The 23,967-nt window shown below is 63.3% G+C and carries 24 protein-coding genes; 12 read left to right on the top strand and 12 right to left on the bottom strand.

Annotation, left to right across the window (positions count from 1 at the left end; genetic code table 11):
* Positions 1-20: 20 nt before the first annotated feature.
* Both AFIC_RS09490 and AFIC_RS09485 read right to left on the bottom strand, forming a co-directional pair.
* Positions 21-239, bottom strand: a complete 219-nt coding sequence (locus AFIC_RS09490) for a hypothetical protein (RefSeq protein ID WP_275245994.1) — start codon at positions 237-239, stop codon at positions 21-23.
* Between the two features lie 216 nt (positions 240-455).
* A complete protein-coding gene (locus AFIC_RS09485; protein ID WP_275245993.1) occupies positions 456-770 on the bottom strand; it encodes a sulfur globule protein precursor in 315 nt (104 codons plus the stop codon).
* 284 nt (positions 771-1,054) lie between these two features.
* On the opposite strand from AFIC_RS09485, the gene ndk reads away from it, so the two are divergent.
* From ndk to AFIC_RS09470, 3 genes are all read left to right on the top strand, one after another.
* Complete coding sequence (gene ndk, locus AFIC_RS09480) at positions 1,055-1,477, top strand: nucleoside-diphosphate kinase (RefSeq protein ID WP_009339292.1); 423 nt, start codon at positions 1,055-1,057, stop codon at positions 1,475-1,477.
* 130 nt (positions 1,478-1,607) lie between these two features.
* On the top strand, positions 1,608-2,465 hold the full coding sequence (locus AFIC_RS09475) for a TerC family protein (protein WP_420833319.1): 858 nt from the start codon (positions 1,608-1,610) through the stop codon (positions 2,463-2,465).
* 245 nt (positions 2,466-2,710) lie between these two features.
* Positions 2,711-3,547: a YjbE family putative metal transport protein gene (locus AFIC_RS09470; protein WP_275245992.1), complete on the top strand. Its 837-nt coding sequence runs from the start codon at positions 2,711-2,713 to the stop codon at positions 3,545-3,547.
* On the opposite strand, the gene AFIC_RS09465 is transcribed toward AFIC_RS09470, so the two are convergent.
* From AFIC_RS09465 to purM, 3 genes are all read right to left on the bottom strand, one after another.
* Positions 3,537-4,601, bottom strand: coding sequence for an autotransporter outer membrane beta-barrel domain-containing protein (locus tag AFIC_RS09465; RefSeq protein ID WP_275245991.1), 1,065 nt, complete (start codon positions 4,599-4,601; stop codon positions 3,537-3,539). The genes AFIC_RS09470 and AFIC_RS09465 overlap by 11 nt on opposite strands.
* A 133-nt stretch (positions 4,602-4,734) precedes the next feature.
* Positions 4,735-5,388 carry a phosphoribosylglycinamide formyltransferase gene (gene purN, locus AFIC_RS09460; RefSeq protein ID WP_275245990.1) on the bottom strand — a complete coding sequence of 218 codons (654 nt, stop codon included), beginning with the start codon at positions 5,386-5,388 and terminating at the stop codon, positions 4,735-4,737.
* A complete protein-coding gene (purM, locus tag AFIC_RS09455) occupies positions 5,385-6,458 on the bottom strand; it encodes a phosphoribosylformylglycinamidine cyclo-ligase (protein ID WP_275245989.1) in 1,074 nt (357 codons plus the stop codon). Before purM ends, purN begins: the two co-directional genes overlap by 4 nt.
* 160 nt (positions 6,459-6,618) lie before the next feature.
* On the opposite strand from purM, the gene AFIC_RS09450 reads away from it, so the two are divergent.
* The 5 genes from AFIC_RS09450 (at position 6,619) to AFIC_RS09430 (ending at position 13,041) form a co-directional block, all read left to right on the top strand.
* Entirely contained in the window at positions 6,619-7,161 is a 543-nt protein-coding gene (locus tag AFIC_RS09450; protein ID WP_275245988.1) for a CDP-alcohol phosphatidyltransferase family protein, read from the top strand.
* 8 nt (positions 7,162-7,169) lie between these two features.
* Positions 7,170-7,859 carry a P-loop NTPase family protein gene (locus AFIC_RS09445; protein ID WP_275245987.1) on the top strand — a complete coding sequence of 230 codons (690 nt, stop codon included), beginning with the start codon at positions 7,170-7,172 and terminating at the stop codon, positions 7,857-7,859.
* A gap of 172 nt (positions 7,860-8,031) precedes the next feature.
* Positions 8,032-10,233, top strand: a complete 2,202-nt coding sequence (locus AFIC_RS09440) for an RNA degradosome polyphosphate kinase (RefSeq protein WP_275245986.1) — start codon at positions 8,032-8,034, stop codon at positions 10,231-10,233.
* Between the two features lie 79 nt (positions 10,234-10,312).
* A complete protein-coding gene (gene ppx / locus AFIC_RS09435) occupies positions 10,313-11,776 on the top strand; it encodes an exopolyphosphatase (protein WP_275248684.1) in 1,464 nt (487 codons plus the stop codon).
* A 146-nt stretch (positions 11,777-11,922) separates the two neighbouring features.
* Positions 11,923-13,041, top strand: a complete 1,119-nt coding sequence (locus AFIC_RS09430) for a hypothetical protein (RefSeq protein WP_275245985.1) — start codon at positions 11,923-11,925, stop codon at positions 13,039-13,041.
* Positions 13,042-13,048: 7 nt separating this feature from the next.
* Here the strand turns inward: AFIC_RS09430 and rnd are convergent, their stop codons facing one another.
* A complete protein-coding gene (gene rnd, locus AFIC_RS09425) occupies positions 13,049-14,197 on the bottom strand; it encodes a ribonuclease D (RefSeq protein WP_275245984.1) in 1,149 nt (382 codons plus the stop codon).
* Positions 14,198-14,587: 390 nt separating this feature from the next.
* On the opposite strand from rnd, the gene aspS reads away from it, so the two are divergent.
* The 3 genes from aspS (at position 14,588) to AFIC_RS09410 (ending at position 19,316) form a co-directional block, all read left to right on the top strand.
* Positions 14,588-16,360 (top strand): aspartate--tRNA ligase, encoded by a 1,773-nt coding sequence (gene aspS / locus AFIC_RS09420; RefSeq protein ID WP_275245983.1) that lies wholly within the window; start codon positions 14,588-14,590, stop codon positions 16,358-16,360.
* A 47-nt stretch (positions 16,361-16,407) separates the two neighbouring features.
* Positions 16,408-18,708, top strand: coding sequence for an NADP-dependent malic enzyme (locus tag AFIC_RS09415; RefSeq protein WP_275245982.1), 2,301 nt, complete (start codon positions 16,408-16,410; stop codon positions 18,706-18,708).
* Between the two features lie 152 nt (positions 18,709-18,860).
* Positions 18,861-19,316 (top strand): DoxX family protein, encoded by a 456-nt coding sequence (locus tag AFIC_RS09410; protein ID WP_275245981.1) that lies wholly within the window; start codon positions 18,861-18,863, stop codon positions 19,314-19,316.
* 4 nt (positions 19,317-19,320) lie between these two features.
* Here AFIC_RS09410 and AFIC_RS09405 read toward each other — a convergent pair whose 3' ends face one another.
* The 3 genes from AFIC_RS09405 to AFIC_RS09395 form a co-directional block, all read right to left on the bottom strand.
* Positions 19,321-19,866 carry a dihydrofolate reductase family protein gene (locus AFIC_RS09405; protein WP_275245980.1) on the bottom strand — a complete coding sequence of 182 codons (546 nt, stop codon included), beginning with the start codon at positions 19,864-19,866 and terminating at the stop codon, positions 19,321-19,323.
* A 10-nt stretch (positions 19,867-19,876) separates the two neighbouring features.
* Positions 19,877-20,812, bottom strand: coding sequence for a polysaccharide deacetylase family protein (locus AFIC_RS09400; protein ID WP_275245979.1), 936 nt, complete (start codon positions 20,810-20,812; stop codon positions 19,877-19,879).
* Between the two features lie 101 nt (positions 20,813-20,913).
* Positions 20,914-22,254 carry a L,D-transpeptidase gene (locus tag AFIC_RS09395; RefSeq protein ID WP_275245978.1) on the bottom strand — a complete coding sequence of 447 codons (1,341 nt, stop codon included), beginning with the start codon at positions 22,252-22,254 and terminating at the stop codon, positions 20,914-20,916.
* Positions 22,255-22,475: 221 nt separating this feature from the next.
* Here AFIC_RS09395 and AFIC_RS09390 point away from each other — a divergent pair, with 221 nt between their 5' ends.
* A complete protein-coding gene (locus AFIC_RS09390; RefSeq protein ID WP_275245977.1) occupies positions 22,476-23,006 on the top strand; it encodes a CreA family protein in 531 nt (176 codons plus the stop codon).
* A 58-nt stretch (positions 23,007-23,064) separates the two neighbouring features.
* Here the strand turns inward: AFIC_RS09390 and AFIC_RS09385 are convergent, their stop codons facing one another.
* From AFIC_RS09385 to AFIC_RS09375, 3 genes are read right to left on the bottom strand one after another with little or no spacing between them, the layout of a single operon-like run.
* Positions 23,065-23,322, bottom strand: a complete 258-nt coding sequence (locus tag AFIC_RS09385) for a DUF6719 family protein (RefSeq protein WP_275245976.1) — start codon at positions 23,320-23,322, stop codon at positions 23,065-23,067.
* Positions 23,319-23,468, bottom strand: coding sequence for a hypothetical protein (locus tag AFIC_RS09380; RefSeq protein ID WP_275245975.1), 150 nt, complete (start codon positions 23,466-23,468; stop codon positions 23,319-23,321). The genes AFIC_RS09385 and AFIC_RS09380 overlap by 4 nt, the downstream gene beginning before the upstream one ends.
* Positions 23,469-23,479: 11 nt before the next feature.
* Positions 23,480-23,812, bottom strand: a complete 333-nt coding sequence (locus AFIC_RS09375; RefSeq protein ID WP_420833390.1) for a DMT family transporter — start codon at positions 23,810-23,812, stop codon at positions 23,480-23,482.
* Positions 23,813-23,967: the final 155 nt, after the last annotated feature.

Here is a 23,967-nt window from a genome sequence, read left to right as displayed (position 1 = left end):
CCGCCTGAATGCGAAAAAAACTAGCGCTGCCGGGCCATGCCCGCATCAGGGACGATCGAGGGGGCATCCTCGATCTCCCGGAAGCGGTTCATGAGTTCCTGAAGATGGCGGGGCAACGTCGCGCTCGGCTTCATCTGATCGCGCAACCGCTCGCCGATGCCGTCGCATACCGCGACGCTGGTGCGGTGATCGATCTCGATGCCGCCATGAGAGGACGGTCTTGCCGAAAGGTTTGCCATGATGCTCACCATCGCCACCATTTCATTCAAATTGATCGTATCTCACCAATGGCGGGAGCCAAGAAATGTTTCGGGCGTTCGAAAATGATGGTGATCAATCGGTAAATATTGAATCGATTTGTCACGACCCGAATCGGGAACCATCGGCGCGCACTGATTCATGCGCACACAAAAAAGCCCGGCGGTGCCGGGCTTTTCTGAAAGAAAGGTCGCGCCTTAGTAGCAGCGATTGATAAGCCGCCAGCGCGGACCCCACGGCGTCGGAACCAGCCGGCGCACGTAGCAGCCGCCATAGCCGCCGTAATAATAGGGGCCGCCATAACCGTAGAAGCGCGGGCCGCCCCATCCGCGATGACCCCAGCCGCCGTGCCAGCCGCCACCGCCATGCCAGTGACCGCCGCCACCGCCGTGCCAATGACCGCCGCCATGGCCACCATGTCCGCCGCGCGCAGAAGCGGTGGATGTCATACCGGCCATGCCGATGACGAGGGCAGAAGCGGCAACCAGTCCGAGACCGAATTTGCGTAACATGATCATTTCTCCTTGCCATGGTGCGTGCGTCACGCCGGTGAGATCTGGCCCGACGTGAACGGCTCACGCGCCGTCAGGTCAAAACTCTATGTCCGTCAACGTGAATGGCGTGCGGATGGCCCCTTCAGATCGGGTTCATTTGGATGAAATCGGCGTAATGTTACGCGTGAAATTCCGGCCGCCGGAAAAGCCTTGGTCTTGAGATACCGGTGCTTGCCGCGCTGCGGGGGCGCCGCTATAAGCCCCGCACATTTCCATTTTCATCCCATCAAGGATTAAGTCTCATGGCGACCGAGCGCACGTTTTCGATCATCAAGCCCGACGCGACCGAGCGCAACCTGACGGGCGCCGTCAACGCCATCATCGAAAAGGCCGGTCTGCGCATCGTCGCCCAGAAGCGCATCCTCATGACCCGCGCCCAGGCCGAGACGTTCTACGCCGTCCATAAGGCCCGCCCGTTTTTCGGCGAGCTGGTCGATTTCATGACCTCCGGTCCGGTCGTGGTGCAGGTTCTCGAGGGCGAGGGCGCCATCGCGAAATACCGTGACGTCATGGGCGCAACCGACCCCTCGAAGGCGGCCGAAGGTACGATCCGCAAGGTGCATGCCAAGTCGATCGGCGAGAATTCGGTCCACGGTTCCGATGCAGCGGAGACCGCGGCCATTGAGATTGCACAGTTTTTCTCCGGCAATGAGATCGTTGGGTAAGAAAGGGAACTGCCGCGCGTCACTTTGACGCGGACAGCCCGACCCCTACGAAAATACTGGTATTGAATATGCCACCTGCGGCAAAATAGCCTGCGGCATAATAACCAGTAGAAAAAATGGGGGAGACACGGTGCACGACATATTCCAGGCAATCGGCTCATTTTCCTTTGTCGATGCGTTCGCTCAAATGCGGGCTGAGGTTGTCCAGCCTCAGTTCTGGGTTGGCCTGAGCAAAATCATCTGGATCAATATTCTGCTCTCGGGCGACAACGCGCTCGTCATTGCGTTGGCGTGCCGTGGCCTTCCGCCGAAGGAGCGCCGTCTCGGCATGGTGATCGGCGCGGGTATCGCGGTCGTCCTGCTGATCCTGTTCACCGGCATCGTTGCGCAGTTGATGACGCTTCCGTTCCTGAAGCTCGTGGGCGGACTGGCGCTCGTCATCATCGCGGCCAAGCTGCTGGTTCCGGATGACGGCGAGGGCCATGTCGCGCAGGGTGCAAACCTGTGGCACGCCGTCCGCATCGTCGTCATCGCCGACATCATCATGAGTCTCGACAACGTCATCGCGGTGGCCGCTGCCGCGAACGGCCAGCTCACCTTGCTGATCGTCGGCCTTGCCGTCAGCATCCCGATGATCATCGCCGGTGCCGCGCTCATCATGGCGATCCTTGATCGTCTGCCGATTCTCGTCTGGCTTGGCGCGGTTCTGCTCGGCTGGATCGGCGGCGCCGTGATCGCGACCGACCCGGCGGTCGCGCCGCGCCTGCATGCGATGCTCAACGGCGACATCAGCATCAACGTCGATACGACGTCGCCGCTGTTCGGCTTCGTCGAGCACCTGCGCCTCGACGGTGAGGTGGATGAGCTGATCTTCGCCGTGCTCGGTGTGGTCTTCGTTCTGGTGATCGGAACGATCTGGCGCCGCCGCAAGCTCGAGGAGATGGCGGCCGCCTCGACGGAAGCGGAAACCGCGCCTGCGGCAACCTGACCGCCGCGCCGCTCTTCGGAGCGAAGCGCATCAGCTGCGACATTCTGTTCAAATTCGTCAAAGCCGGGGCTGCCTAGCCCCGGCTTTGCGACATATCGTCTCAAAACTTTGCGACATATCGCCTCCCAGACAAGACTCATCATTTGCGGTACCGAGGGACGGGTGCCCAATGAGAGGTACCGAGGGATGGTATCGTCTCAGCGATACCAAGGGATGATCCCAAGTGGAGGCGAAGTTCAGAGACGATGTTGGATATATTTAGCGCCACGGCAATCAGCGATTTCTTCACCAGCTTTTCGACGGAACTTCAGCACCCGCAGTTCTGGGTGGCGCTGACCAAGATCATCTGGATCAACATCCTGCTCTCAGGCGACAACGCGCTCGTCATCGCGCTGGCTTGCCGCAGCCTCGAGCCGCGTCAGCGGATGTGGGGCATGGTTCTCGGCGCGGGTGTCGCGGTATTTTTGCGTATCATCTTCACCTTCATCGTCGCCTCGCTGCTGGCACTGCCTTATCTCAAGCTGGTCGGCGGCATTGCGCTGCTCGTCATCGCGGCGAAGCTGCTGGTCCCCGAGAAGCACGAAGAAGATAATGTGCAGGCGGCGCAGCATCTGTGGGCGGCCGTCAAGATCGTCGCCGTCGCCGACATCATCATGAGTCTCGACAACGTCATCGCTGTCGCCGCCGCCGCGAACGGCAGCGTAGTTCTGCTGGTGCTGGGTCTGTTGATCAGCATTCCGATGATCATCGCCGGTGCGGCTCTCATCATGGCGCTGCTCGACCGCGTGCCTGCGCTGGTCTGGCTCGGTGCCGCGCTGCTGGGCTGGGTTGCCGGCGAAGTGATCGCGACCGACCCGGGTGTGCATCCGTACCTCCAGCGCGTGCTCGACGGTCAGATCTCGCTGAATATCGACCCGACGTCGTCGGTCTTCAGCCTGCCGAGCCATATGCAGGCCGGCACCAATTTGGGCGAGCTTGTTCTTGGCCTTCTTGGTGTGGCGATCGTGCTGATCGTGGGCTCGATATGGCGCAAGCGTGCTCTTTCAGAGCATGCCGCCGTGCCCGCGGAGGCTACCACTTAAACTCGAGGCCCAGCGTGCCCTGGTGAGAGTGGAAGCCGTCACGGAACTTCCCGTCGTAATTCGCATAAAGCCGCGCCGACCTGTTCATGCTCCATGACAGGCCGGCGCCGGCGTCTGCGCCATACCGGCTTTCGCGGATGCCCTGCATGAGAATGCTGCTGGAGCCGAGGCTGACCAGCACGGGCGAGCCCGTTTGCGAGAAGTTGTCGACGAACTTGCCATAGCCCGACACGTCGACGACCTGCTGGCCCACGATCCAGTAATGACCGGCCTCAGCGCCCGCCATCACGCGGGCGCGCTGCGCATTCGACTCGCCGACATTCACCGGCTCGAAGCCACCGGTTTCGCTGAAGGCGTTTGTGTTGGCGACGACATATTCGAGCGCGACCTTCGGCACGATGCGGCTGCGGCCGAGCGCCTGGTAGTAGCTCAGTTCACCCAGCGCGCCGTCGATGGCGCCGCGATAGTTTGACATCGCGAAGCCGCCGGCCGTCTGCCGTTTCGCATCGATGGATGCGAAGCCGTGCACGGCGGCGAAGGCGACGGTCCACGGTCCGTTGACATAGGAGGCGTTGACGCCGAGTTGGGTCAGGTCGAGCTTCGCGGATTGCAAGGCGAGCGGCACGTCGATGCTGGTGCGGCTCTGGTCGATCGCGAAGCCGAGATTGAATCCCGGCGCGACCGTCATGCCGATGCCCGCGACGCCGCCGCCGGTCGAGCGCTTGTCGCCGGGAAATCCCGCTTGCGCGCCGGTACGCGCCGAGGTGCCGTAGCCTTCGAACCAGCTTCGATAGACCGGCTCGGCGAAATCGGACGACGCGCCGCCGCCCGCGCTGTTGTCGCGCGCGGCGTATCCGGTCGCGGCCGCGCGGCCCAGCCGTTGCAGGAAGTTGCTGCCGAGATCGAGCTGCGCCGCGCTTGCCGAACCCATGGTGTAAAGCGGCGCCGGTGACGGAGCGATTTGCGCATGGGCAACGGAAGGCAGCGTGGCCGCCGCGCAGGCGAGTGCAGCCACGGAGCAGGTGCGTTTTGCGGCGGATTCAAATGCGTTCATGCGGCGGGCGCTACCGGAGATACGATATATGGCCGGAATGATCGCATGGAACGACGCGCGGCCTCAACGCGCCGCAATCGCGGCAAGGAGCTATTGAAGGACTTTGTGGTCAATGCGCCACAGTTTTGGAGCGTCAGAACGCGGGCGAAATCAGCGTCTTCTCGGTCGCCGTCGCGCTGATGCTTTTGCAGATTCCGCCATCGACAGAAATCTGACCGCTCGCCACCATGCGCAGCGCCTGCGGGTAGATGCGATGCTCGATCTGGAGCACGCGCGCGCCAAGGGAATCCGGCGTGTCGTTGTCATGCACCGTGACCGCGCCTTGCACGATGATCGGCCCGGCATCGACATCGGGGATGACGAAATGCACGGTCGCGCCGTGGATCTTCACACCGTCCGCGAGCGCGCGCTCGTGGGTGTGCAGGCCGCGATAGGACGGCAGGAGGGCAGGGTGGATGTTGATCATCCGTCCGTCCCATTGCTGGACGAACCACGGCGTCAGCAGGCGCAGGAATCCGGCGAGGCAGACGAGATCGATGTTGTGCCTGGCGAGTTCGTCCTGCATCGCGCGCTCGAAGGCCTCGCGATCTTTCCCGAACGGTTTGCTCTCTATAGTCACAGTCTCGATACTGGCGTCGCGTGCGGTCTCAAGCCCGCCCGCGCCCGCGATGTTCGACATCACCAGCACGATTTCGGCGGGAAAGTTCGGAGCCTTGGCCGCCTGGATCAGGGCCGCCATGTTGGAGCCCCGGCCGGAAATCAGAATGGCGACGCGGCGCTTGGTCATGGTGCGAGATCGAGATGGCCGTCATAGACGACGCGCTCGGAGCCGGTGGCGTCCGTCACCTCGCCGAGCATCACGGCGCGCTCGCCATTATCCGAGAGCACCTTCATGATATCGACGGCCTTGTCGCGTTCGACCACTGCGATCATGCCGATGCCGCAGTTGAAGGTCCGCAGCATCTCCAGTTCGGCGATGTTGCCTTCGGCGGCGAGCCATTTGAACACCGGCAGCACCGGTACAGCGGCGAGGTCGATGCGGACGCCGAGGTTCTTCGGCAGCACGCGCGGAATGTTGTCGGTGAAACCGCCGCCGGTGATATGGGCCAGCGCCTTGATGCCGCCGGTCTCGCGGATCGCCTTCAGGCAGGATTTTACATAAAGTTTCGTCGGCGTGAGCAACGCGCCGCCGAGCTTCATCACCGGCGCGAACGGGGCGGGGGCGTCGAAGGCAAGCCCGCTGCGCTCGACCACCTTGCGCACCAGCGAGAAGCCGTTGGAGTGCACGCCTGAGGAGGCCAGACCGATTACGGCGTCGCCCGGCCCGATGTCCCTGCGGGGAAGCAGCGTGCCGCGCTCGGCCGCGCCGACCGCGAAGCCCGCGAGGTCGTAATCGTCCTTCTGGTAGAGGCCGGGCATTTCGGCGGTTTCGCCGCCGATCAGCGCGCAACCGGATTCCCGGCAGCCTTCCGCGATTCCGGCCACGATGGTCGCGGCGGCGTTCGGATCGAGCTTGCCGCAGGCAAAATAATCCAGAAAGAACAAGGGCTCGGCGCCCTGAACGACGAGATCGTTGACCGACATGGCGACGAGATCGATGCCGATCCCGTCATGGATGCCGGTTTCGATGGCGATCTTCAGCTTGGTTCCGACGCCGTCGGTGGCCGCGACCAGCACCGGATCGCGAAAACCGGCCCCCTTGAGGTCGAACAGGCCGCCGAAGCCGCCGATCTCGGCATCCGCGCCGGAGCGGGCGGTCGCGCGCACCATCGGCTTGATGAGATCGACCAGCCGGTTACCGGCATCGATATCGACGCCGGAAGACGAATAAGTGAGGCCGGATTGTTTGTCGCTCATACCATTTTCCCGAAACCTGGGCGGTGGTTACGTTGAATTCCCAAGCCGTGCAATGGCTCGCCTCCGCAGCAAGGGTAGATTATTAGAAGGAACGGAGCCGGAGCGCATCACCGCTGCCCCGGGCCTGCGCAAATGAAGCCGCCAAACGGGATTTTACCTGTTGAATATCCCCAATTTCATTACCCTCGGCCGCATCGTCCTCGTCCCGCTGGTGGTGTGGGCCATCGCGGCCTCGCAAATGACGGTTGCCTTCTTCCTGTTCGCGGCGGCGGGTCTTAGCGATGCCGTGGACGGGTTCCTGGCCAAGCGCTTCAACATGACCACCGAACTCGGCGCGCTGCTCGACCCGATCGCCGACAAGGCGCTTCTGGTCTCGATTTATGTTGCGCTGGGGATTACAGGAGCGGTCCCGCGCTGGCTCGTCATTCTGGTGGTGTCGCGCGATTTCATGATCGTGGGTGCGATGATCGTTTCGTGGATACTGGACAATCCGATGCCGGTGAAACCTCTGATGGCCTCGAAGCTGAACACCGTGGCGCAGGTCAGCTTCGCGGGACTGGTGCTGGCCGCGCTTGGGTTCAAGTTCAACGCCTCGCCCTATGATGTGATCCTCATGGCGGCGGTGACCATTCTGACGCTGTGGTCGGTTGTCCTCTATTTCATCGCCTGGGTCCGGCATATCGGCACCACGGAGGCGATGTGAGCGCGCCGATGTCCCGTACGCCGCCCCGCCAGCTTGCGCTCGAATTGCCGCATGCCGAAAGCCTGTCGCGCGACGATTATCTGGAAGGGCCGAGCAACGCGCAGGCGCTTGCGCTGGTGGAGCGCTGGCCTGACTGGTCGAACCGCGTGATGATGCTGGTTGGGCCGGAAGGGTGCGGCAAGAGCCATCTCGCGGCGATCTGGGCGGCGATTTCCGGCGCGCGCATCGTGGGGGCGCATGCGCTGACGGCGGCCGATGTCCCGGCCTCGCTCGCGACCGGCGCGCTGGTGGTCGAGCATCTGGAGCCGGGTCACTTCGACGAGCGCGCGATCTTTCACCTGCTCAACCTCGCGCGGGAAACCAACGCGTTCGTGCTGATGACGGCGCGGACGGCTCCGGCATCGTTCGAGATCGAACTGCGCGACGCCGGTTCGCGCCTGCGCGCCATTCCGGTGGTGAGCGTCGAGCCGCCGGACGATCAGTTGCTGCGTGCGCTCCTGGTGAAATTCTGCGCCGACCGGCAGATGGCGGTGGACGAGGGCGTGGTGGGCTATCTCGCGACCCATATCGAGCGCTCGTTCGCGTCCGCCCGTCAGGCGGTGGAACTGCTCGATGCGGAGGCCCTGAGGCAGGGTCGACCCGTCACCCGCGCCCTGGCGGCGACGCTGTTTCGCAGTCAGGGGACGCTGCCGCTCTAAAGCATGCCCGCTGGGCCTTAAGGCTCCGCTGACCACTCCCCGGATATCCTGACCTTAATCAAGTACACCGGCTGCCCGCGTCTAATTGACGGACGGAACGATCCTGTCATTGAATGGTCATGTGCTTTGCCGATGATGGCCGGGAATCGCTTTAATCTTAACAGGTTACATCATGGACGCAGTGCAAGTATCTGTAAATAAAAATGAAACTGCTACAGAGGTCGCGCTGCCGGATATCGCCGAGAGTCCCGAACGCTTCATCAACCGCGAATTGTCCTGGCTTCATTTCAATCGCCGGGTGCTGGAGGAAGCGGTCAATACCGATCATCCCGTGTTGGAGCGGGTCCGGTTCCTGTCGATTTCGGCCAACAATCTGGACGAGTTCTTCATGGTCCGCGTCGCCGGCCTGAAGGCGCAGATACGGGAAGGCGTCGCCGAGCGCAGCCCGGACGGCCTGACCCCCGCCGAGCAGCTACAGGTCATCAACAAGGCCGTCTCCACGCTGGCTATCGACCAGCAGGCGATCTGGCGCGACCTGCACAAGGTGCTGGCGGATGCCGGGATCGTGCTGGTGGAAGGGCGCGACGTCACCAAGACCGAACTGAAATGGATTGAGGAGCATTTCCTCCATCACATCTTCCCGCTGCTGACGCCGCTCGCGATCGACCCCGCGCATCCGTTTCCGTTCATTCCGAGCCTCGGCTTCACCATCGCGCTGCATCTGGTCCGCAAGTCGGACGGCAAGGCGATGAATGCGCTGATCCGCATGCCGATCAAGATCGATCGTTTCATCCGCCTGCCGTCGAACGAAGAGGGCGTGGTGCGGATGATCACGGTCGAGCAGGCGACGAGCCTGTTCATCGGCCGGTTGTTCCCCGGTTACACCGTCAGCGGCCGCGGCGCGTTCCGCATCATCCGCGACAGCGAACTGGAAATCGAGGAAGAGGCCGAGGATCTTGTGCGCCTGTTCGAGACGGCGCTGAAACGCCGCCGCCGGGGTTCGGTGATCCGCCTTGAGATGGAAGCGGCAATGCCGGAAGACCTGCGCGCCTTCGTGCAGCGCGCGCTCTCCACGCCCGACGACGATGTGCTGCTGGTGGACGGCGTGCTGGCGATGAACGAACTGTCGCAGCTCACCCGCGTGGACCGGCCCGACCTCGAATTCACGCCTTACGTGCCGCGCCATCCCGAGCGCGTCCGCGACCATGGCGGCGATATCTTCGCGGCGATCCGGCAGAAGGATTTGATCGTCCATCACCCCTACGAGTCGTTCGATATCGTCGTGCAGTTCCTGCAACAGGCGGCGCGCGATCCCGATGTCGTGGCGATCAAACAGACACTTTATCGTACCTCGCGCGATTCGCCGATCGTGCGCGCGCTGGCGGAAGCGGCGGAGGCGGGCAAGTCCGTCACCGCGCTCGTGGAACTGAAGGCGCGCTTCGACGAGGAGGCCAATATCCGCTGGGCGCGCAATCTCGAACGCGCGGGCGTGCAGGTCGTCTACGGCTTCCTCGAACTCAAGACTCACGCGAAACTGTCGTTCGTGGTGCGCCGCGAGGGCGGCGGGTTGACCACCTATGTTCATACCGGAACCGGCAACTATCATCCGGTCACGGCGCGCATTTACACCGATCTGTCGTATTTCACCTCCGATCCGGTGATCGCACGCGACGCCGCGCGGGTGTTCAATTTCATCACCGGCTATGCCGAGCCTGTCGATATCGAGAAGATGGCTGTGTCGCCGCTAACGCTGCGCAAGCGCATTCTCGAACATATCGAGGCGGAGGCGAACTTCGCGCGCCACGGCAAGCCCGCCGTAATCTGGATGAAGATGAACTCGCTGGTCGATCCCGACATCATCGACGCGCTTTATGCCGCCTCGCAGGCGGGCGTATCGATCGATCTCGTGGTGCGAGGTATTTGCTGTTTGCGGCCGGGCGTGCCCGGATTGTCTGAGAACATCCGCGTCAAGTCGATCATCGGCCGATTCCTGGAACATGGCCGCATCTATTGTTTCGGCATGGGGCATGGCCTGCCGAGCGTGAAGGCGGCTGTGTATATTTCCTCCGCCGACATGATGCCGCGCAATCTCGACCGCCGCGTCGAGGTATTGTGTCCGTTGCAGAATCCGACGGTGCATTCGCAGGTTCTCGATCAGATCATGGTGGCGAACCTGGAAGACAACGAGCAGAGCTGGCAGTTATTGCCGGATGGATCGTCAACGCGTATGAAAGCCGGGAAGGGTGAGGAGCCCTTCAACGTGCACAAATACTTCATGACGAACCCGAGTCTGTCCGGCCGTGGAAAATCGCTTAAAGAATCTTCGCCGCGTCGTCTTACGCGCCGTTCGCAGCGTCAGCGCGAACGAGATTGAGACTGCCGCGTCGCCGGACGAGCGGCGCGTTCTTCGTTCGGTCAAGCGATATAAGCCTGCGGCGAAGACGGTCGGCGTCATCGACATCGGCTCCAACTCCGTTCGTCTGGTGGTGTATGAGGGGCTGACGCGCAGCCTCGCGCCGATCTTCAACGAGAAGGTGTTGTGTGGCCTCGGCCGCGCCGTCCAGACCACGGGCCTCCTTGGCGAAAGCGAGGTCGAGACGGCGCTGGTGGCGCTGCGGCGCTTCCGCATGCTGTGCAAGGTCATGAAGGTCGGTCGCGTTTATGCGATCGCGACGGCGGCCTGCCGCGATGCTTCCAACGGTCCTGCCTTCATCGCAAAGGCCGAACGCATCTGCGGCGTGAAGATCGAAATCCTGTCCGGCGCGCGCGAGGCGTATCTCTCCGCGCTCGGCGTGGTGTCCGGCGTCCATAAGCCCGACGGCATCGTCGGCGACCTCGGCGGCGGGTCGCTCGAATTGATCGATGTGCGCGGCCACCGGGTCCGCTCCGGGGTGACGCTTCCGCTGGGTGGCCTTGCCTTGCAGGACAGCGCGCAAAAGTCCCTGAAGAAGGCCGAGCGCATCGTCAAGACGAAGATTGCCGAAGTCGCTCAACTACAGGGCGGGGAAGGACGCACCTTCTACGCCGTCGGCGGCACATGGCGCGCGCTGGCGCGCATCCACATCATCCAGAGCGGTTATCCGTTGCGGGTGATGCACGGCTATACGCTGCCCGCGGCCGATGCGCTGGCCTTCGTGCGGCGTCTGCGCCGGCTGGTGGAAGCAGGCGCGCTCGCGGATATCGAAACGGTGACGGAAGCCCGCCGCCCGTTGCTGGCCTATGCAGCTCTCGTGCTCGAATACATCATCCTCACCGCGAAGCCGGACCGGATCGTGTTCTCGACGTTCGGCGTGCGCGAGGGCCTGCTGTTCGAGATGCTGCCCGAGCGCGTCAGGCAGGAGGACGGCCTGATCTCGACGGCGCGGAAGATGAACGCGTTGCGCGCGCGCGCGCCGCGCCATGCCGACGACCTGATCGACTGGACCGACCGCTTCGTCAAGGCCGTGAAACTTGCCGAGACCGACGAGGACCGCCGTTTGCGCCATGCCGCGTGCCTGCTCTCAGATATCGGCTGGCGCGCGCATCCCGACTATCGCGGCGACGAGACGTTGCATGTGATCGCCAACGGCAATTTCGGCGCGACCACCCACGAGGCGCGGGTGTTTCTCGCGCTGGCGGTTTATTTCCGCTACGCCGGGATCGGGGAGAAGAACCAGCCGCGAACCGGGCTGCGGGTGCTGCTGACGCCGCCGATGGTGGAGCGCGCGCGACTGGTCGGACAGATGCTGCGCGTCGGCCATCTCATCTCGGCGGCGCATCCGGGCGTGCTGCCCGCGACGCATTTCCGCAATCAGAAACGCAAGCTCATCCTGACGTTCGATGCGCGAATCGGCAACCTCGTCGGCGAACGCATCGCCAACCGCTTCAAGCAGCTTGCGCGGCTGGTGGCGCGCAGCGGCGCGGTCGAGGTGCGCTGAAAGCCCGGCAGATTTTGCCCGGACGCGGCTGTTTCTGCACCGGCGGCGGTGGAAATTCTCCCAAAGCCCCGTGAATCTTGCGCATCGGCGTGGCACGACTCCTGCAATGCATCCGGCGAGGCCGCAATGGTCTCGCGGAGCCAGCCATGACGACCATCGGAGCCTATTCGCCCTCGCTGCTCAATTCGGCCTCGCAGGGTTATGCGGCGACAGCGCAGCCGAGCCTCGCGCAGACGCTCAACGAACAGGAAACCGGTTCGACGCCGTTTTCCTCGACCAACGTGACGCTGTCGGACGCCGCGAAGAACTATCTCGCGAGCATGCAGGATACGGCGGCAACCACGGACACCACGCCCGCCACTTTGGCGGCAAACGCGCGCAAATGGTTCGACGCGCAGTACAAATCGCTCGGCATCTCCTCGGCGATGCTCGACGGGCAGGTGGCGGTCGATTTCAGTTCGCAGAGCCGCGCGACATTGTCGGCGGTGGCCTCCAATGCGAGCGGACTTTTCTCCTCGGACGAGAGCAAGGCTGCGGCCAGCGAGATGCAGGCGCGCTTCAACAACGCGATGGCGTCCCATGTCGTCATCGCCCGCCATACGGGGGACTATGCGAGCCTCTATCAGGCGGCATCCGACTATCTCAATCAGGCGAGCGACGGCGAGAAGGCGACGGCGACATGGAAGGCGCAAAGTCTCGCGGTGGCGACCGGACTGTCCGCAGCAAAGGCCGGCTTCGGCAAGGCGCCCGACACGGGCGACGCCAACGATCCGGTGGCCGCGTTGCTCAATACCCAGGGCAGCGGGATCACCAAGCTCGGCTCGGACGCAACCACGTCGCAGGTCGCGTCCAATGCCCGCGCGATGCTCGACGATCAGATCGGCAAGGCCAGGGACAAAGGCAGCGCGCTGGTGTTCAATTCGCTGCAAAGCGGCCAGAAGGTCGATTTCACCAATTTCGACAATCGCTCCCTCGCGACGATCGTGCTCAACCCGGACTCGACATTCTCGAATGACGAGATCTACGCGGCGAAGCAGGAACTCAATCAGCGCACGCGCATGTCGATGTACAACGCGCTGTTTCCCGCCAGCAACGGCAAGAGCGATTCAAGCCAGACCGGCGCGCTCGGCCTGATGCAGACCTACAATGGCATGAGCGCGGAGGAAAAATCCGTGCTGGGCGTCACGGACGCCACCACCAACCGCGTGCTGGCGAGCTACAAGACCCAGCAGTCGGTGCAGAACACGCTGGCGTCGTATCTGTAACGCGAAGCTATTTCCGCTCGGTGCCGATCACGCGGCCCTTTTCGATCGCGAGCGCGAGCTTGCCATGTTTGAGCGCCAGCGCGGATTCGCCGAACAATTCGCGCCGCCAGCCGTGCATCGCCGCGACATCGGCGGCGTCGTCGGCCGCGATCTGCTCGAGATCGTCCACCGTGGCGATCACCTTGCTCGCGACCGCATGCTTCTCGGAGGTCATCCGCAGCAGCACCTTCAAAAGTTCGACGGTGGCCGCGCCGTTGTTGTTGCCGCGCGGCTTGTCGAGCTTGGGCAGCGTCGCGGGATCGCGATCGACGCCACGCTTGACGGCCTCGACGATGTCCTGGCCCCAGCGCGAGCGGTCGAAACCCTTGGGCAATGAGCGCAGATGCGCGAGTTTCTCCAGCGTGGTCGGCGCATGGGTGGCGATGTCGCCGATGGCGTCGTCCTTCAGCACGCGCGAACGCGGCACGTCGCGGGTCTGCGCCTCGCGTTCGCGCCATGCCGCGACTTCCATCAGAACGGCCAGTTCGCGCGGCTTGCGCACGCGGGTCTTGAGCCGCTCCCATGCGCGCTCGGGCGGGGCGTTGTAGGTGGAGGGCGAGGTGAGGATTTCCATTTCCTCGCTGACCCAGTCGGCGCGCTTGCGTTTCTGGAGATCGGCGTCGAGCGCCGTGAACACGTCGCGCAGATGGGTGACGTCGGCGAGCGCGTAGGCGCTCTGCTCCTGCGTCAGCGGGCGGCGCGACCAGTCGGTGAAGCGATGGGTCTTGTCGAGCTTGTGGCCGGTGATGCGGGCGACGAGTTGGTCGTAGGCGATGGAATCGCCATAGCCGAGCACCATGGCGGCGACCTGTGTGTCGAACACCGGATGCGGCACGATCCCCGCCAGATGCCAGACGATCTCGATGTCCTGCCGCGCGGCATGGAACACCTTCAGCACCTTCTCGTCGGCCATCAGGTCGAAGAACGGCTTGAGGTCGATGCCCTCGGCCAGGGAGTCCACCACCACCGCTTCCTCGGCGCTGGCGAGCTGCACCACGCAGAGCAGGGGGTAGTAGGTCGTCTCGCGAAGGAATTCGGTATCGACGGTGACGAACGGGTGCCGGGCGAGCCGCGCGCAGACGGCGGCCAGTTGCTCGGTGGTGGTAATCAATTCCATGGATGCTGCATAAACGTTCCTCGGCCGGATGTCGCGTCCGTTTGGGCGGCCGGCCGTTTTTTTGATCTGCTTTTTCAAGCAATCTGAAGGGGTAACGTCAACCGCCATACTTCACATGGCGGGTTTGGCGGTGCGGTTTCCTGTTTTCGGTATCTGGCGTGGCTCCCCGCCCGAAGCCCGGCGATCAGGCCGGAAGGAAGTTGGGGCCGGAGCATATCAGCCTTTCAGGTGGTGATATTTTGTGTTGTTTTTATTGGCCTTTTAGGCCGATTTGATCCCGCTTTTGGCGATCGGTCGGTTGCCCGGTGAACCCGGCTCGGGTAAACCCCTGCCACGCGCGCCGTCCGCGCATTTTCCGATTCTTCATTCGACGCCTTTTTCAGGATTCCCATGCATCGCTACCGGTCCCATACCTGCGGCGCGCTCCGCGAGAGCGACATCGACTCCAACGTTCGCCTCTCCGGCTGGTGCCACCGCATCCGCGACCATGGCGGTCTCCTGTTTATCGACCTGCGCGACCATTACGGCATGACGCAATGCGTCATCGATCCGGATTCCAAGGCGTTCAAGCTCGCGGAAAAGCTGCGCTCGGAGTGGGTGGTGAAGATCGACGGCAAGGTTCGCCGCCGCCCTGACGGTACCGACAATCCCGACCTGCCGACCGGCGCGGTCGAGGTGTTCATCGCCGACATCGAGGTGCTGGGCGAGGCGGCCGAACTGCCGCTGCCGGTGTTCGGCGATCTGGAATACCCGGAAGAGGTCCGGCTGAAGTACCGCTTCCTCGACCTGCGCCGCGAGAAGCTGCACCAGAACATCATGACTCGCGGACAAATCATTGATTCCATGCGGGCACGGATGAAGAAGGAGGGCTTCTTCGAATTCCAGACCCCGATCCTCACGGCGTCCTCGCCGGAAGGCGCGCGCGACTTCCTGGTGCCGAGCCGCATCCATGCCGGCAAGTTCTACGCGCTGCCGCAGGCGCCGCAGCAATACAAGCAGCTTCTGATGATGTCGGGCTTCGACCGCTACTTCCAGATAGCGCCGTGCTTCCGCGACGAGGACCCGCGCGCCGACCGGTTGCCGGGCGAATTCTATCAGCTCGACCTCGAGATGAGCTTCGTGACGCAAGACGATGTTTTTGCTGCGATGGAGCCGGTCATCACCGGGGTGTTCGAGGATTTCGCGAACGGCAAGCCGGTGACGAAGAACTGGCCGCGCATTCCGTTCGCCGAGAGCTTGCGCAAATACGGCACCGACAAGCCGGACCTGCGCAATCCGCTGGTGATGCAGGACGTCTCCGAGCATTTCCGAGGCTCGGGCTTCAAGGTGTTCGCGCGGATGCTTGAACAGTCCGGCAACGAGGTCTGGGCGATTCCGGGTCCCGCAGGTGGTTCGCGCGCGTTCTGCGATCGCATGAACTCGTGGGCGCAGGGCGAGGGCCAGCCGGGGCTCGGCTACATCATGTGGCGCGAAGGCGGAGAAGGCGCAGGCCCGCTCGCCAACAACATCGGACCGGAGCGCACCGCCGCGATCCGCGCGCAACTCGGCCTCAAGGACGGCGACGCCGCGTTCTTCGTCGCGGGGGATCCGCAGAAGTTCTGGAAGTTCGCCGGTGCGGCGCGCACGAAACTCGGCGAGGAACTGAACCTGATCGACAAGGACCGGTTCGAGCTCGCCTGGATCGTCGATTTCCCGATGTACGAATACAACGAGGAAGAAAAGAAGGTCGATTTCTCCCACAATCCGTTCTCGATGCCGCAGGGCGGCCTCGAAGCATTGGAGACGCAGGACCCGCTCACCATCAAGGCGTTCCAGTACGACATCGCCTGCAACGGCTACGAGATCGCCTCGGGTGGTATCCGCAACCACAAGCCGGCCGCGATGGTAAAGGCGTTCGAGATCGCCGGTTACGGCGAGGAGACCGTGGTCGAGCGTTTCGGCGGCATGTATCGCGCCTTCCAGTACGGCGCGCCGCCCCATGGCGGCATGGCGGCGGGCGTCGATCGCATCGTCATGCTGCTTTGCGGTACCAACAACCTGCGCGAAATCTCGCTGTTCCCGATGAACCAGCGCGCCGAGGATCTGTTGATGGGCGCGCCGTCGGAGGTATCGACCAAGCAGTTGCGCGAACTGCACATCAGGCTCAACCTGCCACAAAACTGATCGAGGGAGCGCCGAGAGAACATCGGCGGAAAGCATTGGCTTCAGAAATGGGTAATTCGTCGGACGAATTGCGTAACGCCGCGTTGTCGTACCATCGCTTGCCGCGTCCCGGTAAGTTCGAGATCCAGGCGACCAAGCCGCTCGGCAACCAGCGCGACCTGGCGCTGGCCTATACGCCCGGCGTCGCGGCGGCTTGCGAAGTGATCGCCGCCGATCCCGCGCAGGCGGCCTCGCTGACGATCCGATCCAACCTCGTCGCCGTCGTCACCAACGGTACCGCCGTTCTCGGCCTCGGCAATATCGGCCCGCTGGCGTCCAAGCCGGTGATGGAAGGCAAGGCGGTCCTGTTCAAGAAATTCGCCGGCATCGACGTGTTCGACATCGAGATCGACGCGCACACGGTGTCGCATGTGGTGGACACGGTGGCGGCGCTGGAGCCGACCTTCGGCGGCATCAACCTCGAGGACATCAAGGCGCCCGAGTGCTTCGAGATCGAGGAGCAGCTCAAGGCCAAGATGAAAATCCCGGTGTTCCATGACGATCAGCATGGCACCGCGATCATCGTCTGCGCCGCGATCCGCAATGCGCTGGTGCTGAACGGCAAGAAGCTCGAGGACATCAAGATCGTGACGGCGGGCGCGGGCGCTGCTGCACTCGCCTGTCTCAACCTTCTCGTCTCGATGGGCGCGAAGCGCCAGAACATCTGGGTCAACGACATCGACGGCCTCGTTTACGAGGGCCGCAATACGCTGATGGACAAATGGAAGTCCATCTACGCGCAGAAGACCGACAAGCGCACGCTCAAGGAATCCATCGTCGGCGCGGACGTGTTCCTCGGCCTGTCCGGCCCGAACGTGCTGACGCCGGAAATGCTCAAGACGATGGCGGACGGCCCGCTGATCATGGCGCTGGCCAATCCGACGCCGGAGATCATGCCGGAGGTGGCGCGCGAGGCGCGCCCCGATGCGATGATCTGCACCGGCCGCTCGGACTTCCCCAATCAGGTCAATAACGTCCTGTGCTTCCCCTTCATCTTCCGTGGCGCGCTCGATGTCGGCGCCACCGCAATCAACGAGGAGATGAAGCGCGCGGCCGTCGATGCGCTGGCGCAACTGGCGCGCGATCCGCCGTCCGACGTGGTGACGCGCGGTTTCGACGGCTCGGAGTCGACCGGCTTCGGGCCGGGCTCGCTGATCCCCGGCGCGTTCGATCCCCGCATCATCCTGCGCGTGGCCCCCGCCGTCGCCAAGGCGGCGATGGACTCCGGAGTGGCGACGCGGCCGATCGCGGATTTCGATGCCTATGTCGAGCAACTCGACCGTTTCGTGTTCCGCTCCGGCTTCATCATGAAGCCGCTGTTCGCCAAGGCCCGCAAGGAGCCGATGCGCGTGATCTACGCCGAAGGCGAGGACGAGCGCGTGCTGCGCGCGACGCAGGCCGTGGTGGAAGAAAAGATCGCGCGTCCGATTCTGGTCGGCCGTCCGAATGTCGTGACCACGCGGCTCAAGCGCGCCGGTTTCTCGATCAAGCCCGGCGAGGATTTCGACCTCATCAATCCGGAAGACGATCCGCGCTATCGCTCTTACGTTCAGAGCTACGTCGATATCGCCGGCCGTCACGGCATCACGCCGGATGCGGCACGCACGCTGGTGCGCACCAACTCGACGGTGATCGCGGCGCTGTCGGTTCAACGGGGCGAGGCGGATGCGATGCTGTGCGGCGTCGATGGCCGATACCTCAGCCACCTGCGCCGCGTGCGCGAGATCATCGGCATCCGCCCCGAACTGACCGACTACTCGGCGCTGGCGCTGCTGATCACCAACAAGGGCTCGTACTTCATCGCCGACACGCAGATCCGCGCCAATCCCACGGCGGAGGAACTGGCGGAGATCGCCGCGCTCGCGGCGGTGCATGTGCAGCGTTTCGGCATCAAGCCGCGCATCGCCTTCCTGTCGCATTCCGATTTCGGCAGCCATGACTCGGAGTCGGCGCGCAAGATGCGCCGCGCCACCGAACTGCTGGCGCAGTCTCATCCCGAGATCGAGGCGGACGGCGAAATGCAGGGCGACAGCGCGCTGTCGGAAGTCACCCGCAAGCTGGTGCTGCCGCATTCACGCGTCGAGGGTTCGGCCAACATCATGATCATGCCGAATCTGGACGCGGCGAACATCGCCTTCCAGATGATCAAGGTGCTCTCCGGCGCGTTGCCGGTCGGGCCGATCCTGATCGGGCCTGCGAAACCCGCGCACATCCTGACGCCGTCCGTGACCGCGCGCGGCATCCTCAACATGACGGCGGTGGCCGTTGTGGAAGCGCAGGAACGGATGAAGCAGCCGAACCTGCTGTGACTTGACCGGCAGGCCGGGCAGGGTGGCGCTCTTGGGAGCATCCGCTATGCTGGTCCGGCTGACATGATGGGGATGGCCTGAAGGGCCATCCTGTATGACGGCGTTGTGACTTCGTTTGTTGAACCGTCTCATTCGGACAATGGGGTTAAGTCATGTCGGCGCTTTACGTCATCGGACGGATTCTGTTCGCGGCCCTGTTTCTGGTGTCGGGCATCAATAAATTTCTCGATCTTCAAAGTGCCGCGCAAGCCATCAGCGCGCACTTCGCGGTGCCCGCGCAATTGACGGAGTACACGTCGCAGATCGAGGCTTTCACGGGAATGCCGATCGCGCAGGTCATCGCCATTCTCGGCGGAGCGATCGAAATTCTGGGCGCGCTGGCGATAGCGACCAATCTGGGCGCACGGGTTTTCGCGGTGGTGCTTGCGCTGTTTCTCGTTCTCACGGTTTTCTATTTCAACGATTTCTGGAACGCGGCCGCCACCGAGCGGACGGCGAGTTTGTTCGAGGCGCTGAAGAATCTGGCGCTGATCGGCGCGCTGTTGATGATCGCGGGCCGTCCGCGCGAACTCGTCGCGTCGTCGGGATCGTCCTACACGGATATCTGAGGCGTCAGCGCCGCCATGCGGTGAGATCGACGCGCCTGGCGGCGTCGAGGACGCGCGTCTCCGCCGCATGCAGGCCCGCGGCGGCGAGAATGTCCTGAGGCGTCTTTTGCGGCACGCCAGGCATGACGCCGAGGCCGTCCGCAAGGTGGACGTCATGCGCCTGCGACAGCCAGAACGCATCGTAGCGGTCGAGAAAGAACGCATAGACGTGCGGCCCGCCGATGATCGCGATCTTCGCGGAAGGCGAGATGCCGATGGCTTCGCAGGCTTCCTCGAACGTCGCGCCCGCGGGATTCCACAAGGTCGAATGCGGATGCGCGGTATCGGGCGCGAGCGCGGGGATGGACGTGGTCAGAACGAGCCGGGTCCGCTCGTTCGAGCGTTTCTGTTCCTCATGCGAGTGGCGGCCGTGCACGATCAGGTCGGCCTCGTCGAGGACATTCTCGAAGAATGTCTGATCCGCCGGGAACTTCAGCGAATCCGGCATGACTCCGGTGGAATCCGCCAGCATGCCGTTGGCGGAGACGATGACGTAGGCTTCGATCGGCAAGACGGACCTGCTATTGGGAAATGGTTTCGACCACGCTCGACAGCGGCCGCGAATTGACGACCGGCTGCTTCAGGCCTTTTACGACTTCCTCGTCGTATTGCGCAATCGACTCCAGTTTCGTCTTGGCCTTGACCTCCACGACCTTGTAGCCGCCGGCCTTCAGCCGTTTCAGCAGTTCCGGCAGAGCCTCGCCGGTGTGCTTCTGGAAGTCGTGCATCAGGATGATGCCCTTGCCGGTCTTGTCGAGCTTGTTCATCACGGTCTCGACGATCTTCCTGGCGTTGCGCGCCTTGAAGTCGAAGGAGTCGACGTCGCACGACCACATCGCGATGTTGCGTTCGCCCATATAAGTCACCATCGACGGCGGATGCTGAAGGGCCGGGAAACGGATGAACGGCGCGGGTGAATAGCCCAGCGCCCATTTCACCGCGCTGATGCCTTTCTCGATCTCGGCCTTGCGCTGATCGTCGGTCAGTTTCTTGTTGTTGAGATTGGCGTGCGACCAGGTGTGCGAGCCGATGGTGTGGCCGTGCGCGGCCACCGATTTCAGGATTTCAGGATGCCAGGTCGCGTGCTTGCCGATGGGGAAGAAGATCGCCTTGGTGCATTCCTCGTCCAGCGCCTTGATGACGGCGGGCGTGTTCACGGGCCATGGGCCGTCGTCGAAGGTCAGCACCACTTCCTTGTCGCGCAGGAAGTCGAGTTGCTTGAAATGTTCGAAGCCGAAACCGGGGCCGCCCGTGGTGTTGATGGCGACGACGCGGGAGACGCCGAGTGCGTTCGGATTGGCGCAAGCGGATGTCGCGGGGGCGGGCGGTGGCGGCGCAGGCGTCGCGGCTGGCGTTGCAGGGTTTGCGGACGGCGCGGCCTTTTGCGCGGCGGCGGTCTGGATCGCCAGCATCGATATGGCGGCAGCCAAAGGAATAACGGCGGTCGTGATACGCATCGGACAACTCCCCCAGCATGGCTTCCCTGCGGGAAGCCTACCTGTGGCGCCGCGCGGCCGCCAAGGGGAATTCGTGGCGGAGAACGAACTCCGCACAGATGTCAGCGCAGCGGCACGATGAAGTCGGTGCCGAGGCCGGTTTCGCCGCCAAGGCCGAGGTCGGACACGATCAGGGAGTCGCCGGGCATGACTGCTTCGGCGATTTTTTGCATCGCATCCTCGGGAATGGTGATGCGGTCGAGCGCGGCCGAAGGCGAGGGCAGCGCCACTTCGGCCGTGGGGCGTTCGATCTCGCCCCGCCGATGTTTGCGCGCCTGAGACGCGGGCGGCTGGCGGGGAGGCAGCGACACCACCGACCATTGGAAGGTCCTGGGGTCGTCGTTCGATGCGCGGATGGTGAAAACGTGGGTGCCGAGGGGGCCGCCATCGGTGATGGTGACGGGCGCCTCGAACAGCGGCGCGAAGTTTTGCCGCACGAAGATCTTGCCTTCCTTCCGGCTGATGAAAGCGGCGATGTGGCCGGTGCGCTTGACCGGCTTGACCTCGGTGGCAGGCGTTTGCGGCGCAGTGGGTTCAGGTTTGGCTGCATCGCCGTTGGCGGGCTCGACGGCCGTCCCGGAGGCGGCGAGCGGAACGGTGCCGCTGGCATCCGCGGTGCGGATCGGCGCGGCGATGCTGTTGGTGGTCTGCAAGCCGCTTTCCAGATTGAGGATCGGCTTCAGCTCCGGCAGGGCGGCGATGGTGTCGCCCTTGTCGGTGGCGGCCGTCACCTTTGGCTCGGGCCTGTGGGTGAACAGGAGCGGATGCGAGAAATCGACCGGCGACAATTCACCGGGCGCGATCACGACGCGCGCGCCCATCCGCGTCCAGCCATACATGCGGGTCGCGAAGTTCATCGGCATGCGTATGCAGCCGTGCGAGGCGGGGTAGCCCGGCAGCACGCCGGCGTGCATAGCGATCCCTGACCATGTGATGCGCTGCATGTACGGCATCGGCGCGCCGCTGTAGATGTTGGAGCGGTGAAACTTCTCCTTGCCGATCACGCTGAACACACCCATCGGGGTGGAGTGGCCGCGCATGCCGGTGGAAATCGGCGTTTCCGCGTACAGGCCGTTTGAATCGTAGATCTTGAGCCTTTGTTCCTCGATCGAGATCGAGATCAGGAGCGGGCCTTTCGGCTTGGTGGTTTCCTTGATGACGATGGGCTTCTGCGCCTTGCGGACGTGCTTGACGCGCGGCCGTTCAGGCTGCGGCGCCGGAATGCCCCGGTCGGAATCGAAGCCATCATTGTCCCAGAAGAACTGCGCGTGCGCGGCCGCGGGCAGGACGACCAGCGCCATCGCCGATATCAGGGTGATCCGCCGGATCGCGGCCATGGAGTTCGATGTCCGCAAGGTCTGCTGCCTGGTGCTCATGAAAGGTAATTGCTTATTCACGCCCATTCCCGCTGTTGGCTGCCTGGTGCCTGAATCTCAGTGTCGCGAACGGCCCGGCGGGTTCACCGCCGAATCGACAGGGGAACGCTATCCATTGAGGGCTGATATCCGATTAATAAACCCCGGATTTTTGGTCACAAAGGCGTTCCTTTCCCCGAAAAGCTGCCTATTTGCGGTTCAGCCGGCTGCCTGTGCCCGTGTGGGTTGCGCCAGCCTGAAAGGCCCAAATGTTCCAGCCAAGTTGTTTCTGGCGCGGTCTTGCCTGCGCCGCCGTCCTGTCTGTTTCCCTCGTTGCGCCCGCGCGGGCGGCCGATGAGCCCGACCTGATCTTCCGCCGCTCGACCGTGTTCAAGTTGCTCAGCCCCGATGACAAGCTCGCGACATACGGCATCGACGATCCGGACGTCGAAGGCGTCGCCTGTCATTTCACCGTGCCGGAGAAGGGTGGCTACAAGGGCTGGCTCGGACTTGCCGAACAGGTTTCAGACATTTCGCTATCTTGCCGTCAGATCGGGCCAATCCGGTTCAAGGCGAAGTTCGAGCAGGGTGAGGACATGTTCCGTCAGCGCCGCTCGCTGTTCTTCAAGAAGATGCAGATCGTGCGGGGCTGCGACGTCAATCGCAACGTGCTCGTCTACATGGTGTACTCGGACAAGCTGATCGACGGCTCGCCGAAGAACTCGACCTCGTCGGTGCCGATCATGCCATGGGGCGCGGCGGATTCGATCCAGAAGTGCGGCGACTTCCTCTCGAAATAGGGCCTAGTGTCCCGAATTCGAAGTTCGCCTCACTGAAGCGAACTTCTGAACTACCACACTAGTTCGGCCGCGCGCCCCGCCGTGACACGCATTGCTTGACGGTGCTGACGCCCTGCGGCGTCAGCTTGGTGCCGGTGACCTGCTTGATCTCGCCGGCCTTGCAACTGCCATCGTCGACCCAAATGCGCTGCCCGAGCCGGATACTCGTGATATCGCTCTCGCGCGAGACGATCTCGGCGGAGGCGGGCGATGCGGCCGCAACAAGAGCGAGCGTGCCAAGAACCAGTCCGGCCCGGACGATGCCCGCCCGCGTCACTTGTTTTGCACCTTCAGGCCGTCCGGCCCGACGTTGATTTGCAGGCCCTTCGGCTCCTTCTTGGCCTCGTAGAGGTTGTAGCCGAGGATGCCGATGCCGGCGATCAGCACCGCGATGATGAGAACGAGAAGATTGCGGTTGGGCATGTTTGTCTTTCCTAGTGAACGGCGGTTCGGGAAAACAGGTTGATGACGGCGACCCCGGCGATGATCAGCGCAAGGCCGGCGATGGCCGCGGCATCGAGGCGCTGGCCGAACCAGATCAGCCCGACAAGGGTGATCAGCACCACGCCGAGGCCCGACCAGATCGCATAGGCGATGCCGACCGGCATCGTGCGCAGCACCAGCGACAGAAAATAGAACGCCGCCATGTAACCGAGCGCGGTCAGGATCAGCGGCTTTGGCCGTGTGAACTGCTCGGACGCTTGCAGTGCGGCAGTTCCAATGACCTCAAAGACGATGGCCATGATCAGATACAGATACGTCATGATCTATCGTACCGGGGCAGGGCTGATTCTAGAAGCCGGCAGCGGTACGGCGCGGTGCGAGAACTTGTAAATGAGACGTTCTTACAGCCACATGGACGTCATGGAACACCACACTGTGACAGTTGTGGCGTTGCCTCACGCCCCCTGAATTCCGTATA

It is taken from the genome of [Pseudomonas] carboxydohydrogena (assembly GCF_029030725.1).
Classification (GTDB): Bacteria; Pseudomonadota; Alphaproteobacteria; order Rhizobiales; family Xanthobacteraceae; genus Afipia; species Afipia carboxydohydrogena.
Note: the sequence above shows the minus strand (reverse complement) of the source record. Positions and strands in the feature narration are given on the sequence as shown.

Coding starts and splice junctions, on each gene's coding strand:
- AFIC_RS09490 (WP_275245994.1), bottom strand. CDS start 239: ATGGCAAACCTTTCGGCAAGACCGTCCTCTCATGGCGGCATCGAGATC.
- AFIC_RS09485 (WP_275245993.1), bottom strand. CDS start 770: ATGTTACGCAAATTCGGTCTCGGACTGGTTGCCGCTTCTGCCCTCGTC.
- ndk (WP_009339292.1), top strand. CDS start 1,055: ATGGCGACCGAGCGCACGTTTTCGATCATCAAGCCCGACGCGACCGAG.
- AFIC_RS09470 (WP_275245992.1), top strand. CDS start 2,711: ATGTTGGATATATTTAGCGCCACGGCAATCAGCGATTTCTTCACCAGC.
- AFIC_RS09465 (WP_275245991.1), bottom strand. CDS start 4,601: ATGAACGCATTTGAATCCGCCGCAAAACGCACCTGCTCCGTGGCTGCA.
- purN (WP_275245990.1), bottom strand. CDS start 5,388: ATGACCAAGCGCCGCGTCGCCATTCTGATTTCCGGCCGGGGCTCCAAC.
- purM (WP_275245989.1), bottom strand. CDS start 6,458: ATGAGCGACAAACAATCCGGCCTCACTTATTCGTCTTCCGGCGTCGAT.
- AFIC_RS09445 (WP_275245987.1), top strand. CDS start 7,170: ATGTCCCGTACGCCGCCCCGCCAGCTTGCGCTCGAATTGCCGCATGCC.
- AFIC_RS09440 (WP_275245986.1), top strand. CDS start 8,032: ATGGACGCAGTGCAAGTATCTGTAAATAAAAATGAAACTGCTACAGAG.
- AFIC_RS09430 (WP_275245985.1), top strand. CDS start 11,923: ATGACGACCATCGGAGCCTATTCGCCCTCGCTGCTCAATTCGGCCTCG.
- rnd (WP_275245984.1), bottom strand. CDS start 14,197: ATGGAATTGATTACCACCACCGAGCAACTGGCCGCCGTCTGCGCGCGG.
- aspS (WP_275245983.1), top strand. CDS start 14,588: ATGCATCGCTACCGGTCCCATACCTGCGGCGCGCTCCGCGAGAGCGAC.
- AFIC_RS09415 (WP_275245982.1), top strand. CDS start 16,408: ATGGGTAATTCGTCGGACGAATTGCGTAACGCCGCGTTGTCGTACCAT.
- AFIC_RS09410 (WP_275245981.1), top strand. CDS start 18,861: ATGTCGGCGCTTTACGTCATCGGACGGATTCTGTTCGCGGCCCTGTTT.
- AFIC_RS09400 (WP_275245979.1), bottom strand. CDS start 20,812: ATGCGTATCACGACCGCCGTTATTCCTTTGGCTGCCGCCATATCGATG.
- AFIC_RS09395 (WP_275245978.1), bottom strand. CDS start 22,254: ATGGGCGTGAATAAGCAATTACCTTTCATGAGCACCAGGCAGCAGACC.
- AFIC_RS09390 (WP_275245977.1), top strand. CDS start 22,476: ATGTTCCAGCCAAGTTGTTTCTGGCGCGGTCTTGCCTGCGCCGCCGTC.
- AFIC_RS09380 (WP_275245975.1), bottom strand. CDS start 23,468: ATGCCCAACCGCAATCTTCTCGTTCTCATCATCGCGGTGCTGATCGCC.